The organism is Streptomyces sp. NPDC052682 (genome assembly GCF_040678435.1).
Classification (GTDB): Bacteria; Actinomycetota; Actinomycetes; order Streptomycetales; family Streptomycetaceae; genus Streptomyces.
In genome coordinates this window covers 98,098-112,640 of the sequence record NZ_JBFATS010000006.1, presented here as the reverse complement: position 1 = coordinate 112,640, position 14,543 = coordinate 98,098, and the positions used below count along the sequence as shown (strand labels likewise).

Annotated in this window: 14 protein-coding genes and 1 pseudogene; 1 reads left to right on the top strand and 14 read right to left on the bottom strand. The window is 73.2% G+C overall.

The features are described 5' to 3' along the window. Positions 1-358: 358 nt before the first annotated feature. Positions 359-478 (bottom strand): annotated as a pseudogene (locus tag AB0K80_RS11125) (transposase); the annotation flags it as partial. Between the two features lie 260 nt (positions 479-738). On the opposite strand from AB0K80_RS11125, the gene AB0K80_RS11120 reads away from it, so the two are divergent. After that, entirely contained in the window at positions 739-2,097 is a 1,359-nt protein-coding gene (locus AB0K80_RS11120; protein WP_365668563.1) for an IS4 family transposase, read from the top strand. Between the two features lie 288 nt (positions 2,098-2,385). Here the strand turns inward: AB0K80_RS11120 and AB0K80_RS11115 are convergent, their stop codons facing one another. From AB0K80_RS11115 to AB0K80_RS11055, 13 genes are all read right to left on the bottom strand, one after another. Continuing rightward, positions 2,386-2,874 carry a DUF1772 domain-containing protein gene (locus AB0K80_RS11115; RefSeq protein ID WP_365668141.1) on the bottom strand — a complete coding sequence of 163 codons (489 nt, stop codon included), beginning with the start codon at positions 2,872-2,874 and terminating at the stop codon, positions 2,386-2,388. Positions 2,875-3,125: 251 nt separating this feature from the next. Further along, a complete protein-coding gene (locus AB0K80_RS11110) occupies positions 3,126-4,028 on the bottom strand; it encodes an alpha/beta fold hydrolase (RefSeq protein ID WP_365668138.1) in 903 nt (300 codons plus the stop codon). Next, the gene (locus AB0K80_RS11105; RefSeq protein ID WP_365668136.1) at positions 4,025-4,798 is read right to left on the bottom strand and encodes an indole-3-glycerol-phosphate synthase; all 774 of its coding nucleotides are present in this window, start codon (positions 4,796-4,798) and stop codon (positions 4,025-4,027) included. The genes AB0K80_RS11110 and AB0K80_RS11105 overlap by 4 nt, the downstream gene beginning before the upstream one ends. Continuing rightward, entirely contained in the window at positions 4,795-5,589 is a 795-nt protein-coding gene (locus tag AB0K80_RS11100) for an N-(5'-phosphoribosyl)anthranilate isomerase (RefSeq protein ID WP_365668134.1), read from the bottom strand. The genes AB0K80_RS11105 and AB0K80_RS11100 overlap by 4 nt, the downstream gene beginning before the upstream one ends. Next, positions 5,586-6,731 (bottom strand): acyl-CoA dehydrogenase family protein, encoded by a 1,146-nt coding sequence (locus AB0K80_RS11095; protein WP_365668133.1) that lies wholly within the window; start codon positions 6,729-6,731, stop codon positions 5,586-5,588. Before AB0K80_RS11095 ends, AB0K80_RS11100 begins: the two co-directional genes overlap by 4 nt. A 113-nt stretch (positions 6,732-6,844) precedes the next feature. Continuing rightward, positions 6,845-7,219 (bottom strand): ectoine synthase, encoded by a 375-nt coding sequence (locus AB0K80_RS11090; RefSeq protein WP_200262060.1) that lies wholly within the window; start codon positions 7,217-7,219, stop codon positions 6,845-6,847. Beyond that, complete coding sequence (gene trpA / locus AB0K80_RS11085) at positions 7,200-8,048, bottom strand: tryptophan synthase subunit alpha (protein ID WP_365668130.1); 849 nt, start codon at positions 8,046-8,048, stop codon at positions 7,200-7,202. The genes AB0K80_RS11090 and trpA overlap by 20 nt, the downstream gene beginning before the upstream one ends. Continuing rightward, positions 8,041-9,072: a hypothetical protein gene (locus AB0K80_RS11080; protein ID WP_365668128.1), complete on the bottom strand. Its 1,032-nt coding sequence runs from the start codon at positions 9,070-9,072 to the stop codon at positions 8,041-8,043. Before AB0K80_RS11080 ends, trpA begins: the two co-directional genes overlap by 8 nt. Before the next feature lie 3 nt (positions 9,073-9,075). Next, on the bottom strand, positions 9,076-9,339 hold the full coding sequence (locus tag AB0K80_RS11075) for a phosphopantetheine-binding protein (RefSeq protein ID WP_365668126.1): 264 nt from the start codon (positions 9,337-9,339) through the stop codon (positions 9,076-9,078). A gap of 130 nt (positions 9,340-9,469) precedes the next feature. Further along, on the bottom strand, positions 9,470-10,951 hold the full coding sequence (locus AB0K80_RS11070) for an AMP-binding protein (protein WP_365668124.1): 1,482 nt from the start codon (positions 10,949-10,951) through the stop codon (positions 9,470-9,472). Beyond that, positions 10,948-11,793 carry a MaoC/PaaZ C-terminal domain-containing protein gene (locus AB0K80_RS11065; protein WP_365668122.1) on the bottom strand — a complete coding sequence of 282 codons (846 nt, stop codon included), beginning with the start codon at positions 11,791-11,793 and terminating at the stop codon, positions 10,948-10,950. Before AB0K80_RS11065 ends, AB0K80_RS11070 begins: the two co-directional genes overlap by 4 nt. Further along, a complete protein-coding gene (locus AB0K80_RS11060) occupies positions 11,790-13,055 on the bottom strand; it encodes a beta-ketoacyl-[acyl-carrier-protein] synthase family protein (protein ID WP_365668120.1) in 1,266 nt (421 codons plus the stop codon). Before AB0K80_RS11060 ends, AB0K80_RS11065 begins: the two co-directional genes overlap by 4 nt. A gap of 193 nt (positions 13,056-13,248) precedes the next feature. Beyond that, positions 13,249-14,463 carry an aminotransferase class I/II-fold pyridoxal phosphate-dependent enzyme gene (locus tag AB0K80_RS11055; protein ID WP_365668118.1) on the bottom strand — a complete coding sequence of 405 codons (1,215 nt, stop codon included), beginning with the start codon at positions 14,461-14,463 and terminating at the stop codon, positions 13,249-13,251. Positions 14,464-14,543 lie beyond the last annotated feature (80 nt).

Sequence of the window (14,543 nt, the reverse complement as noted above, 5' to 3'; positions counted from 1 at the left end):
CGACGCCAGAAGACACGGGGGTGGGAACTTGTCATACGCGGAGCACCAGTCGGTGTTCTCCGCCCCCGCAGTGCCCTTGGGGACGGCGGCGACGCCCGGGAGGTGATCCGGGAGGGGGCCTACACCGTAGGCGCACCCGCCGGTTGAGCGCCGCCGCCTTCGCCCGTACGGACTGGCTGGCCGTGCTCCGTGCCGTACTGGCGCAGCTGTGGAAAGACCTGAAGTCAGCCGTACGGAAGCGTCTGCGATGGCTCTTCTCCGCCAAGGAGGCCGAAAAGGCTGCCGGTTCGTCGGAGCCGAAGCCGCCAGAGGTGGTGCTGGGTGAGGACTACGGCAGTTGCGGGCTGACGTCGTTGCAGAGCACGTACAGGAAGCCCTGCAGGCACAACCGGTCATCCACCGGCTTCGGACCGGGAGCCTTCCGCGGCCAGGGCACGAGCAACGGCTCGATCAGCGCCCACAGTTCATCCTCCACGATCCACGGCCGACTCCCCTCACCTCACGAACGGCGGAATCGTCTTACCGGTCACGCCCCACCAGTCCACATCCACAAGATCGTGTTACGAGCTCTACGCCAACACCGTTGCGTTTGGCCCCTGAGCTGTACGTCAAGCCCTGCTGAACAGCGCAACGGGACCACCTGATAGATCAACGATCGGCGAAGACAGTCGATCAAGGTCAGGGGTCCCGTTGCAGGAGAAGTCTGTCATCACGTCCAGGATCGAGACAGCCCGGGGTGTGTTCGCGCCGGGTCATCTGGGGGAGTTGACCCAGATCGTGGACTTCGCGCTGGTGGACGCGGTGCTGGAGGAGACCGGTCGGCGCGAGAAGCGCCTGCGGCTGCTGCCTTCGCGGGTGGTGGTGTACTTCGTGCTCGCTCTCGCGCTGTTCGAGCATCGCTCGTACCGCACGGTGTGGTCCAAACTGACCGCCGCCCTGACCCCTCTGGCCCTGGTGCGTCCCGCGGTCTCCTCGCTGACGCGGGCCAGACGCAGGGTGGGGGCCGCACCTCTGCGGCGTCTGTTCGAGACGCTTGCCGGGCCCGTCGCCCGCCGCGGGCAGGCAGGGTCCTTCTACCGGGGCCTGCGCACGGTGGCCGTCGACGGGACCCTGCTGCACACCCCCGACGACGAGACACTCACCTGGCGCTACCCCAAGCGGGCCGGGGAGAGTCTGGAGTTCGGCTATCCGCTCCTGCGGCTGCTGGCCTTGGTCGAGTGCGGCACCCGCGCGCTCATAGCCGCCGCCTTCGGACCGGAATCCGAGGGGGAACTCCCCTATGCCAAGCGGCTTCTGGCCGCCCTGGACGAGACGATGCTCCTCCTGGCCGACTCGGCCTTCGACGGCAACGAGTTCCTTGATGCCGTCCACCCGAGCGGGGCACGGTTCCTGGTGCGCTCCGGGGCCCGCCGCGTCCCCACCCCCGCCGAGCACCTGGGCGACGGCTCCTACATCGCCTGCATCGGCTACGGCGTCCTGCGGGTGCTACTGCCGGTGCGCGTGATCGAGGCGACCCTCACCGTCACCCTGGCCGATGGCACCGTCCGCACCGAGCAGTGGCGGCTGATCACCAACCTGCTGGACCCCGTCCGCTACCCGGCGGCCGAACTCGTCGATCTCTATCACCGCAGGTGGGAAGCGGAAACCGCGTACTTCTCGATCAAGGCGACCATGCTCGACGGCCGTGTCCTGCGCTCCCGCAGCATCGACGGCCTCGACCAAGAGGTCTACGCCCTGCTCACCACCTACCAGGCCCTGACACGCGCCGGCAGCGACGCTCTCACGGGCCACCCGGAGATCCCCCACCAGCGGATCAGCTTCACCGTCACGCTCACCGCTGCCGCCGATACCGTCACCGCCGCCCGCGGGATCTTCCCCGAGACAGTCGTCGGCCTGGTCGGCGCGATCGGCCGGGCCGCCCTGGACGACCTCCTACCCGCCCACCGCCGTCAACGCGTCAAGGCCCGCACCCGCAAGAACCCCACCAGCAAGTACGGACCCAACGCCGGACAGCACCCCCAGCAAGCCCAGAACTACACCGTCCGCGCCGACATCGGATTCTTCGAGCACGGCCTCAGCAGCCGCTCACGGCGCTAACGCAACGGTGTTGAGCTCTACGCCTCGAAGGCCCGGTCGAGTGCGTTCCCGACGTCTCCTGCAGCAGCCACCCGCGCTCCGCCAGGCGCCTGGCTATGTGCCAAAGCAAATCACTGTGGCGGAGTGAGCCTCCTGCCCCTGGGCTTTCGGTCGGATGAATGCCCGCCGCCCATTGGACGTCTCGGTCCACAGCCTATTCACTGCATTGTTTCTACACGAGCAACCGTTCGACACACACGTGCCCTTCCCCGACTCCCGCCGTCACCCCTCCAGGGCGTGGTCCGTCGGTTACACCCGCCGGAGGGGTGCGGTCGCGCGACCGTACCGGACCAGGGCGGAACACAGCGCACCGAGGCTCAGCACGCAGAGCACCGTCCGGAGGATGTTCACCGGAACCCAGACCGACTTGAAGTCATCGATCACCTCCGGGAGGTCCCTGGCGGTCGCAGGGTCCCCGAGGGCCGCGAGCTCCGCGTTGAGCGGGAGGTTGATCGCAACGGTGATCACCAGAACCGCCGTGTAACAGCAGGCCGCCGCGACCAGCGGCAGGGCCACCGCACGCCACTTCCTCCGGAAGGCCAGTACCGCCGAGGCGACCGTGGAGGCCAGTGACGCGAGGAAGACCAGGCCGAACAGCGCGCTGCCGTCGATCACGGCGTTGAAGCGCTGCATGGCCGCCGCGTACGCGCGGTCGTCCAGCTCCGCCAGGCCCGGCATGACGGAGATGTCGTACGCGAAGAAGAGCCCGGCCATCAGGCCGGTGCAGAGGGCAGACACTCCCAGGAGCGGCCCTGCGGCCCGGTCACGGCCCGGCGGGGGCGCGGGCCGGCGGCCGGGGGGTGCCCACGGGGTCGAGACGTGGGGAGGGTTGTGACTCACGTTGCCGTCCTAACGGTTGGGTGGACTCTCCCGGCTGCCGACGGGCGATACGCGGCCGAGACGCACCATCCGTACTTCTCGAAGGACCATCCCAGCATCCGGCGGGATGTGCGGTCCATGTTCCACACGCTCGCGCACATACGCGGTCGTCACCGGACGGAGGTCGGGACGGTTGCCAGACACTCCTCCAGGAAGGCCAGCGCGCGCAAGTGGTAGAGGGGAGCGGCCAGTCCGAGACTGAGGTTGTGGCCCGCCTCCGGGACGCGTTCGACGACGGGCGGGCGCGTCCGGGTGAAGCAGGCGGCCATGGCGGCCATTTCGTCCCGGTCCAGACGCCACCAGCCCTCGTGCTCCCCGAAGGTGAGCCGCACGGGGCAGCGCACACGGGCCGCGACGGCCGGGAACCGCGCCGGCCAGTGGGCCGTCTCGGCCTCCTCGGCGGCCGGGACATCGCGGAGCAGGGCGCGGCTGGCGTGGAAGGTGCTTCCCGGATAGAGCCGCAGCGGGCCCCAGTTGAGTTGGCCCGCTCCGCCGTTCAAGGTGTCCGGGAAGTGGGCGGCGGCCGGGGAGTAGTGCCAGCCGCAGCCGTTGAGGTCCAGTCCGAGCAGGCGTTCCGCCGGGGTCTCGCCCCACTGCTCACCCGCGAGGTACAGGGCGGTCTTGCCGCCGTCGGAGTGCCCGACGAGGAAGAACCCGGCCCCGACCGGGTGCTGGTCGGCGTAGTCGGCCATGGCCCGGCGCAGCAGGAGGGCCTGATCGGCCAGCGGCAGCCCGAGCGGCAGGGACGAGCGGGAGAGGCCGTAGCCGGGCCGTTCCACCGCCAGGACGGTGTGGCCGAGGGAGGACGCCAGGGCGAGCAGAGAGGTGTGCGGCGCGACCGGCCCGGCGAAGTAGCCGGGGGACATCGCCCGGCCGTGGACGGCGACCAGCACGGCCCGGGGGCTGCCGGTGACGGGAGCGGCCCGCCAGGCACCGAGCCGGTGGCGGCCGCGTCCGAGCACGATCCGCTCCACGCCGTCGGTGGGCACGCTCGACACCGGTGGCGCGCTCACGCGGGTGCTGCTTCCGCCTCGGCGACGGGACCGGTCGGCGGCTCGGCGGCGCGCGCGGTCGCCGGGACCGGAGCGGAGGTGTCTACGCGGCAGGCGTCGAACTCCCGCAGCCATGACTCCACGCTGGGCGCACGCAGGAGCGCCGTACCGACGAGCAGGGCGGCGTAGCCCTCGGCCAGCAGTCCGGCCGCGACGGCCGGACTGCTCACTGCGCTGGCGCTGACCGGGCAGAGGGTGCCCGCGGCCCGAACGGCGGGCAGCAGCGCACGGCTGCGGTCGAGGTCTCCCGCGTCGCGCTCCCCCGTGGTGATGTCCTTGTTGTTGACGGCGATCACGCAGAGGTGCGGGTGGGGAAGCCCGACCGCCTCCTCGGCGCGGGTGATCTCCACGAAGGGGGTGAGCCCGCGCGCGTGGCACTCCCGGGCAAGTCCGTGAAGGGACTCGCGCGGCAGCAGCGCCGCAGTCAGCAGCACCGCCGAGGCGCCCGCCTCGGCGGCGGCGGCTATCTGGTCGTGGCGCGTGACGAAGTCCTTGAGCAGCACCGGGACATCGACCCGGGCGGTGACCTCCCGCAGCATGCCGGCCGATCCGCCGAACCACCGGCCGGTCACGACGGACACGCACGGGGCACCGGCCCGCTCGTAGGCGGCGGCCAGGTCGCCGGGGGCCCTGCCCCGCAGGAGGTCGCCGCCGTGCGCATCGCGGGCTTTCACTTCCATGATCAGGGGGCGCTCCGCGCTGAGGAGTGCGGAGAGGAAGGGCAGCGTCATGTCGGGTTCCCTCGGGGGGTGGGTGCGGACGGGGCGGGAGGGGCGGCCGCCCGGATCGGGGTGTGGGTCGCGCCGTCCCGCCGGGCATGGGGCAGTACGTCCGTCCCGGTCCAGGCACGGTCCAGAGCGGCGACCCGGTGGGCGCAGAGCAGGCCGTCGTCCCCCCGGGCGGCGCTGTCCACGTCCACGCCCCGGAAGCCGGGGTGCGCCCCGAGGGCCGGGCCGCGTACCGCGTCGGCCGCGGTCAGGCCCCCCGCCAGCAGGAAGGGCAGCCTGAGGGCGGGCAGCAGCGGCTCCAGCACCTCGGGCGGGAGGTGCCGGCCGGTGCTGCCGACGCCCCCGTCGCGGGTCGCGGCGTCCACGAGCAACAGGTCGGTGCCCGCCCGCGCGTAGGCGCCGAGGAAAGGGCGTTCGGCGCAGTGCCCGTCGAGGACGTGCACGGCCTTGACGACGACCGCGCCGGGCAGCGCGGAGTGCAGGGCTGCCACGGTCCGGGGCGGCTGGTAGGCGTGGAGCTGGATCCAGCGGATACGGGCGGCCCGGGCCACCCGCGCGACCCGATCGGCGTCGTGCAGGAAAGTGACGAGGACGGGTTCGGCCCGGCCACTGCCGCGGACGGCGTCGGCCAGCTCCGGCAGGGCGGCGGCGGCCAGGTCGTGGGCGCCGCCGTCGACGCCGTACCAGAGGCCGACCAGATCGGCCCGCGCGGCGACGGCGACGGCCTCCCGGGGGTGGGTCGCCCCGCACACCTTCAGCAGCGGCCGGGGCGCGGACGGCGGGGCGCCGCTCATCCCCCCAGCCCAAGGGTCGAGGCCACCCGGTTGTACTGGATGTCGTTGGTGCCCGAGTAGAGGGTGCCGGCGACGGCGGCGCGCAGGTCCTTCTCCAGTCCGACCTCGGTGAGGTAGCCGGCGCCGCCGAACACGCGGATCGCCGAGAGGCTGGTGGACAGCGCGGCCTCGCTGGCGAGGATCTTGGTGATGGCGAGGTCGGCGGTGATGTCCTCGCCCGCGGTGAGCTGCTCGGCGGTGTCGTACAGCCACTTGGCGGCGGTGTCGGTACGGATCTTCATGTCGACCACGCGGTGCGAGACCGCCTGGTAGTCGCCGATGGGGTGGCCGAACGCGCGGCGCTCCCTCGCGTACGCGATCGCGCGGTCCAGCCGGTGGCGCATCTCCCCCAGTCCGACGGAGAACCCGAAGAGGATCTCGCGCTTCATCACGTGGTCGAGGACGAGGAGCCCGCCCCCGACCCGGCCGAGGACGCGGTCGGCCGGCACCCGGCAGCCGTCGAGGTGCAGAGTGGACAACGGTGCGGTACGCAGGCCCATCTTGGCGGTCGGCTCCCCCACGAAGAGGCCGGGCGTGCCGCGTTCGACGAGGAAGGCGGTCGTGCCGAGGGGGCCGCCGTCGGGGTGGGTGCGGGCATAGACGACGAAGACGTCGGCGATCGGGCCGTTGCTGACGAACGCCTTGCCTCCGGTGAGCACGAAGTCCTCGTCGTCACGCTCGGCGCGGGTGGCCATCGCCATCGCGTCCGAGCCGCTGTCGGGTTCGGTGACGGCGTGGGCGCCGATCAGTTCTCCGGAGCAGATGCCCGGCAGGAAGCGCTCCCGCTGGGCGTCGGTGCCGAAGGCGGCGAGCGGCACTCCGGTGCTGGCCATCGAGGTCGTCACGCAGAAGCTGAGGCCGGTCTCACGGCAGGTCTCGCCGAGTGTCTCCAGGACGTGGAGGGTGGTGGTGAGGGACTGTCCGGCGCCGCCCCATCGCTCGGGGAAGGGCAGCCCAAGCACTCCGCTGCGGCACACCTGTTGCCAGCGGGCCGGGTCGAAGGCGGCCTGTGCGTCGGCTTCGATGTGTCCTTCGCTCAGGGCCTTGCCCCACTGGGCCATGCCGGCGCACAGTGCCTGCTGATCTGCGTTGCGGTGTCTCACTGCGGAGCCTTCCGTACGGGCCGTGCGGGTGACCACGGTCGGTTGCGGACGGGTGGGTGTGCCGGTGACCGGCTGCCCGGACCGCTGTCCGGGCCGGTTCTTCCGGACGCGGCCTAGTAGGCCGACGAGACGTGCTCGTCGAGCTGATGAACCTCGTCGCCCCGGAGGGCGGGGGCGAAGACGCAGACCAGGCGCAGGTCCTCATGGGGCGAGGCGACCAGGAAGTGCGGGTCGTGGTTGTCCAGCGCATACAGGACGCCCGGCGTGAGCGGGTGGCTGGTGCCGTCGAGCTCCACCACCTCCCCGGAGCCCTCGATGCAGTAGCAGGTCTCCAGGTGGTTGCGGTATTCCAGCCGGGACTTGGTCCCGGCCCGCACGGTGGTGTCGGTGATGCTGTAGCCCAGCCCGTCGGCGGCCAGGATGAAGCGGCGGCTGAGGCCGTTGCCCCACTCGACGGTCTTGACGTTCTCAAGGTTCCGGATGATCACGTTCTCCTCCTCGGGGACGTGGGACGGCGGTGCAAGGGCGGCCGAGTGCGGCGGTGAAGGAGCGGTAGGCGTTCACCGGGTCTGCCCCGGTTTCGCGGGCCCGCTCCAGGGCCGACACTCCGGCGGAACCGACGATCGCCGCGTCCGCGCCGCTCAGCGCGACGGAGGCGAGATCCTCGGCGGTCGATACCCCGAAGCCGACGGCTATCGGGGAGGCTGTCAGGTCGCGAAGGGCGCCGACGAACGGGGCGAGCCCGGCGTGACCGCCGGGGGGAGTGCCGCCGCCGCTGCGTCCGTAGCGGGCGACCACATAGAGGTAGCCGGTCGCGTGGGCGGCCGCCTCGGCCACGGTGGCCGGGGGGCTCGCCGGGTAGCAGGTGGTGACCTCGGGCAGTCCGGCCTCGCGCAGGGCCTCGTGGTGGGCGGCGCGGGCCCGGGGCGGAAGGCCGTGGACGAGCAGGGCGTCGGCTCCGCTGTCCGCCACGGCGCGCGCGTAGGCGGCGGGCGGCGACGTGCGCAGGCTGTGGCTCCAATCGGCGAGCAGGGCGATGCGCAGCCGCTTCAGGGAGGGTCGCACGGCCTCGACGAAGGCCAGTGTCTCGGCGAGGGCCACCCCTTCGGCCAGTGCCCGGTCGGCGGAGCGCCGTACGACGGGCCCGTCGGTGGGCGAGTCCGGGAAGGGGACGGCCAGTTCCAGGCAGTCCACGCCCGACTCGTCCAGCATGGCGACGCAGTCGGCGAGCACGGGCAGGGGCGGGTCTCCCGCGTTCAGGAAGACGGCGAGTCCCAGTTCGTCGCGGGTGCGGGCCTCGGTGAAGAAGTCAGCCAACGCGGCTCCCTCCTCGCAAGCGGGAAGCGGTGAGACGCTCCAGCAGTCCGAGCGCGGCTCCGTCGTCGAGCGCGGCGCCCGCTTCGCCGACCGCCGTGGCCCAGTCGTCACGGTGGCCGGAGGCGACGGCGAGCGCCGCGGCGTTGAGGCTGAGGGTGGCGCGCAGCGGCGCGCTTGTCCGGCCCGCCAGGACGGCCCGGAAGTGGTCGGCCGCTTCGTCCCGGGACACCGGGGCGAGGTCGCCGAGGGTGCCGTCCGCGGGGACCAACTCACCCGCCGGGAGCGTCCGCGTGTCGCCGCCCGGGAGGTGGACGGTGTTGTCGGTGAAGCTGAGCAGTTCGTCGGCGCCCACCGGGTTGGTGGTCAGCCAGGTCACCGGGCCACCGGGCCGGGCGGCGAGGGTACGGAGCGGGGGCGGGGGCTGTGTCGCGGACACCCCGGTGACCTGCGCGGCCACCGGTACGGCGGCCAGGAAGGGGCCGAGGGTGTTGAGAAAGCGCCCGAAGACCCGCATGGGGGTCGGGACCGCGAGCAGCGCGAGCCGGGCGAGCTGGCCGGGGTAGACGAACGGGCCGGCGAAGGCGATGCCGTGGGTGGCCAAGTGGTCGGCGGTGTGGTCGAGCGAGGACGTGAGGGGGACGCCGAGCCGGTCCAGGAGGTCGATCGAGCCCGTCCGGCCGGTGTGGGCGCGCGAGCCGGACTTGACGACGCGGGCCCCGGTGGCGGCGGCCAGGAGGGCGGACGCCGTGGAGATGTTGACGGTCGAGGGGCCACCCCCGGTGCCCACCACGTTGACGGTGCCCGGCCAGGGCGCGGACGGTGGGGCCGGGCGGCGCCGGTCCAGCGAGTCGACGAGCGCGAGCAGGCTCGGGCCGTCGGGGAGCGCCGCGGTGAGCGAGGCCAGCAGGGCCAGGGCGTCGGCGCGTTCCAGCGCTCTGTCGGCCAGCGCCTGCCACAGGGCGTCCCAGTGGTCCGCGTCGGCAGGGGCCCGCCGGTCGACGAGCGGGACGAGGGCGGGGTGCACGGCTCAGCCGCCTGTCACGGGGGCGCCCTGGCAGCGGGCGACGTAGGCGTCGATGGCGTTGACGCTGCGGAAGTTGTCCGGGTCGAGGTCGGTGTCGCCGACGGCGAGCTGGAAGTGGTGCTCCACCCAGGCGATCAGCTTGAGGACGCCGAGGCTGTCGATGACGCCGTCGCCCAGGAGGTCCTGGTCGGGCGGCAGCTGCGTGGCGGTGAGGTCGGGCAGGAACTCCCGGACGATGTACTCGCTGATCTGTTCGGCGTTGCTCACAGGGCGCTCCTTGACGGTGTGTTCGTGCTGGGGATGGTCGTTGGCGGGGTGTACAGGTGCGGTGGCCGCTGCCCGAGGCGGCGAGGGCTCCCGGCGTGACGGAAGGCCGGCGTGGTGCTCCACGCGGCCGTCAGGACCGCGTACCGGCGGGCGCGGCGGGGCTCACCCCGGCCAGTGCCCGGCGGTCCACCTTTCCGGTGCCGGTACGGGGCAGGGGCTCGCGTACGGGGACGACAGTGCCCGGCACGGAACCGCGCGGGAGCCGGGCGGTGCAGTGCCGCTTGAGGTCGAGGCTGGTGGCGGTGGAGTCGCGCTCCAGCCGGACCACGGCGACCAGGCGGCGGCCCTCGACCGGGTCGGGCTGCGTGGTCACCCCGGCTTCCAGCACGTCGGGGTGGTCGAGCATCACGAGCTCGACCTCGGCGGTGTTCACAGCGACTCCCCGGATCTTCACCTGGTGGTCCAGGCGTCCGACGAGCCGCAGGACGCCGTCGGCGTCGGCCTCGACCAGATCGCCGGTGCGGAACCAGCGCGTCCGTTCGCCGTCGGCGGTGAACTTCTGCTCCGTGCGCCGCCGGTCCGGGTAGCCCGTGCTCTGGAAGGGCGTGGAGACCTCCAGTTCACCCCGCCCGGGGCCGGTGACGATCCGGCCCTCGGAGTCCCGGAGCCGGATGCGTACGCCGGGGAGCGGGCTGCCCAGCGGCACCGGGGAGGGCAGCGGACGCCTCCGGTCGATCTCGTGGATCAGGCTGTCGTTGGTCTCGGTGCAGCCGTAGATGTTGTGGAGCCGCGCGCCGGGGGCGAGAGCCACGAGGTCGGCGAGGGTCTGCTCGGGCATCACGTCCCCGGTGAAGACCGCGTGGCGGATCGTCTCCACCGGGGCGCCGCCATCGGCCAGGGCGGCGGCGGAGACCAGCGCGTAGAAGAGCGGCACCGCTTGGACCACCTCGATCCGATGGGTGCGCAGCAGGCCGAGCAGGCGGGGGCCTCTGACCGCGACCGCCGGGTCCACCAGCACCACCTGGCCTCCGTGGGCGAGGGTGGTCCACACATCGAGCAGGCACAGGTCGAAGTTGAGCGGGGCGTAGTTGAGGACGGGCGTGCCGGGTCCGATGCCGAAGGCGCCGGCGGCCCAGTGGGTGAAGGCGTCCACCCCGTCGTGGGGCAGGGGCACGGCCTTGGGCGTTCCGGTGGAGCCGGAGGTGGTCAGGATGAAGCCGGTGCCCGGCGGGACGGCCTGCCTCCGGTCGTCCCCGGGCTGCGAGGCCAGGGCCGTGACGGTGTCCCCGGCCAGGGTGTACCGGCAGCCCGCTTCCGCGGTCACCGCGGCGAGGTGATCCGGCGGCAGCGAGCGCGAGGGCAGCAGGACGGGGCGGCCCGAGGCGAGGCAGGCCAGAACGGTGGCTACCGTCCGGGGCGACTTGGCGTCGAGGACCGCGAGGGGTGCGCTCGCGGGGACGTGTTCCTCCAGCCGGGCGCGGGCGGCGGCGGTCTCCTCGGCCAACTCGCGGTAGGTGGTGGCGGTGCCGTTCCACCAGAGGGCCGGCGCGTCGGGGGTCTTCTCGGCCCAGCGCAGGACTGCCTGCGCCGTCTCGCCGTGACGGCCGCTCATCGGTACTCCCCCTCTTCGGGTCCCAGGCGGGCCCAGCCGCCCTTGACGGCGGCGGCGCCCTGGGAGCGGACGGTGAACAGGACGGTGTCGCCGGAAGCCGGTGGGGTGAGTTCCAGCACCGTCTCGGTGCCGGGGAGCACCGGGCGGGCGAAGCGGACGCCGAGCGCTCGGATCCGGTCGGCGTGCCCGTCGGCGTACCGGTCGGCGATCTCCTCGACCGCCATGGAGACCAGCGCCATCCCGTGGGCGATGGCGTCGGGGAATCCCGCTGCCCGGGCGGCCGTTGGATCGAGGTGGACGGGGTTGAGGTCCCCGGCAGCCTCGCCGTAGCGGGCGATCCACTCCCGGTCGATCGTGACGGGGCGGCTCACCGGGGTGGCCTGCACATCCTGGCGCGGCGCGGCCGCCGGGGTCAGGGTGCCGTGCGGCTCGCCGGTCCGGATGCCCGCCAGCAGGATGTGGGCCGTCAGGTCGGCGAGCGCGGTCCCGTCCGTCCGGTCGGTGAGGCGGGTACGCAGGGCGAGGCGGGATCCCTTGGGTTCGGTGCGCGCCGCGAGCACCTCGGCGCGGGCGCCGACCTCTGTCCCCGGCCGGAGCGGCGCGTGCAGGACGATCTCCTGCGCGAGGTGGACCAGGGAGTACGGTCCGTGCCCGGCGGCCAGCGCGTCGACGGTGCGTTCGGCCAGCGGGTGGGTGAGGACGAAGGCCGTCAGGGGGCCGGCGTCGGGGCGGGCGGGTGTTCCCCGGCCGAGGGCCTCGCGGGTCACGGTGCGGTAGTGACGGGCCGCCGCGGGGTCGAACGGCGGGGCGGCGGGGGCGAGAAGGGGTCCGGGGAGGGTCATGCGGGGGTCACCACCAGGCTGCTGTTGTGGCCGCCGAATCCGAAGGAGTTGGACAGCACCGGGCCGGGGGTGACGGGCCGCGGGCTTCCGTGGACCACGTCGATCTCCATCTCGGGTTCCGCTCGTGTGTGGTTGGCGGTGGGCGGCACCGTGCCCGCGTTCATCGACAGGACGGAGACCACGAGTTCGACCGCGCCGGCCGCTCCGATGAGGTGGCCGAGGACGCCCTTGCTCGCCGTCACCGGCGGCCCGTACGGCCCGAATACCTTGGCCAGCGCCGCCGCCTCGGCGCGGTCGTTGTGCACGGTGGCCGTGCCGTGGGCATTGACGTGGGCGATGTCGGCGGGCGTCAGCCCAGCGTCGGTCAGGGCGCCGGTCATGGCGTCGGCGGCGATGGCGCCGCCGGGGTTCGGGGCGGACAGGTGGTGGGCGTCGGAGGTGGCTGAGTAACCGGCGACGTGGCCGTGGACACGGGCGCCGCGAGCCCGGGCGTCCTCCGCCCGCTCCAGGACCACGAAGGCCGCTCCCTCCCCCATGACGAAGCCGTCCCGGCTCTCGTCGAAGGGGCGGCACGCGGTCGCGGCGTCGCTGCGGGTGGAGGCGGCGTTGAGGTTGCCGAAACCTGCGAGGGTGATCGGGGTGAGGGTCGCCTCGCAGCCCCCGGCGATCACGAGGTCCGCGCGGTGGTCCCGCAGCATCGCGGCGCCCAGGCCGATGGCGTCGGCCCCGCTGGCGCACGTGGTGCTCACTGTCAGGGCCGGTCCGTGCCAGCCCAGTTGGAGAGCGATCTGCGCGGCGGCGGCGTTCGGCATCGTCATCAGCGGCATCATCGGACGGACGCCCTTTGGGCCGCGGGCCGCGTAGTTGACGGACTCGACGTCGCTGGTGGTGCGCCCGCCGACGGCGTTGCCGACCACGATGGCACAGCGGGCGCCGGGAGCCTGCGGAGCCCCGGCGTCGGCGTGCGCGGCCAGGGCGGCGGCGAGCCCGTACCGGGCGAAAGGGTCGAGCCGCTGGGCGGCCTTGCTCGCCAGCACCTGCTGCCAGGGGTGGTCCCGGGCTCCGTCGGTGAGACCGCGTACCCGGCAGCCGACGCGGATGCGGTGGTGCGCGGTGTCGAAGTGCGTGAGGTCGGCGGCGAGGGAACGGCCGGCCAGGACGGCCGTCCACAGCTCCTCGGTCGTGCAGCCGGCCGGGGTGACGACGCCCATTCCGCTGATGGCCACGGCCGATCGGGCGGGACGTCCCGCCGGAGTACGCATGGTCTGTTCTCTCCTTCCCGCTCCGGCGGCCTCGGGCCGGCCAGAGCAAGCACGGCCTGTTTCCTCGCCGCCCTGCCGGACGAAAGGAACGGAAGACGGGCCTTCTCCCCGAGCCCGGCTTCTCTCCCGGATACGGCGCGGTCGCCCGCCGGGTCCGTCAGGGCTCGTCGGCTCCGGTCAGGCGGTCAGGCGGTCAGGCGGTCAGCAGACCGCACTCCCCGGCGGCCTTGAGGAAGGCCTCGGCCGCGAGGTCGATGTCCGTGTCCGTGTGCCGGGCGGTGACGGCGATGCGCAGCCGCGCCAGGTCGCGGGGAACGGCGGGGGTGACCACTGGCAGGCCGATGACGCCCAGCCGGCGGGCGGCGGTCGCCAGGTCGTAGGCGGCCTCGTCGCCGCCGACGATGAGCGGGACGACCGCGGTCTCGCTGCCGCCGGTGCGCATCCCGCCCGCCGTCACCAGCTCCCGGAAGCGCGCGCCGTGGCGCTGGACGCGGGCAACGAGTTCGGGCTCGGCGCGCAGCACCCGCAGTGCCTCCAGGGCGGCGGCGGCCGACGCGGGGGCGAGCGCGGCGGAGAAGAGGAACGGCCGGGCGGCGTAGCGCAGGTGGCCGATGAGTTCGGTGGACCCGGCGACCCAACCCCCCACGGAGGGGATGGCCTTGGAGAGGGTGCCGAGTTTGACGTCCACCCGCACCTCGTTGCCGAAGTGCTCCTCGATCCCCAGGCCGGTGGGGCCGATCACGCCGAGAGCGTGGGCTTCGTCGGCCATCAGTAGCGCCTCATGGGCATCGCACACCTCGCGCAGCCGGGGCAGCGGGGCGATGTCGCCGTCCATCGAGTAGACGCTGTCGACGATCACCAGCCGGACCCCGCCGGGCGCGGCGGCCTCCAGGCGCCGCGCGAGGTGCTCGGTGTCGTTGTGCCGGAAGCGGACCACCGTGGCGCCGCTGAGCTTGCAGCCGTCCACGATGCTGGCGTGGGCGTACTTGTCGACGAAAACGGTGTCGCCCGGGGCCACGAGGGCGCCGATCGTCCCGACGTTGGCGGCGTAGCCGGAGCCGAAGACGATGGCCCGCTCCCGCCCGGCGATCTCGGCCACCTCGGCCTCCAGCTCCTCGTGGAGCGGGATGGAGCCCGCCAGCGCGCGCACCCCGTGGTTGCCGGTGCCGTAGCGGGCCGCGGCGCGCTGGGCCGCGGACACCACGCGCTCGTCCCCGGAGAGGCCGAGGTAGCTGTAGCCGGACATCATCAGCAGGCGCCGGCCGTCCAGGTCGACGTAGGCCGTGCCGCGCTCGGTCGTGTAGGGGACGAAGCTGTTGCGGCGCTCGGCGTCCCACTCCAGCGCGGCCACGCGCCGCCGGGTCACGTCGAGCTTGTCTGCGAGTCTCCCCCACCCTGCGGAAGCCATCGGCCGTCCTCCCCTTTATGGCGTCCATTGCGCACCGGCGCAGCGGATCTGGCGTGCCTCGAATTCAACTTCCGCCACGC

Excerpts from the sequence above, each read along its gene's own strand:
- AB0K80_RS11055 (WP_365668118.1), bottom strand. The coding sequence starts at position 14,463 with ATGGCTTCCGCAGGGTGGGGGAGACTCGCAGACAAGCTCGACGTGACC.
- AB0K80_RS11070 (WP_365668124.1), bottom strand. The coding sequence starts at position 10,951 with ATGAGCGGCCGTCACGGCGAGACGGCGCAGGCAGTCCTGCGCTGGGCC.
- AB0K80_RS11065 (WP_365668122.1), bottom strand. The coding sequence starts at position 11,793 with ATGACCCTCCCCGGACCCCTTCTCGCCCCCGCCGCCCCGCCGTTCGAC.
- AB0K80_RS11100 (WP_365668134.1), bottom strand. The coding sequence starts at position 5,589 with ATGAGCGGCGCCCCGCCGTCCGCGCCCCGGCCGCTGCTGAAGGTGTGC.
- AB0K80_RS11060 (WP_365668120.1), bottom strand. The coding sequence starts at position 13,055 with ATGCGTACTCCGGCGGGACGTCCCGCCCGATCGGCCGTGGCCATCAGC.
- AB0K80_RS11105 (WP_365668136.1), bottom strand. The coding sequence starts at position 4,798 with ATGACGCTGCCCTTCCTCTCCGCACTCCTCAGCGCGGAGCGCCCCCTG.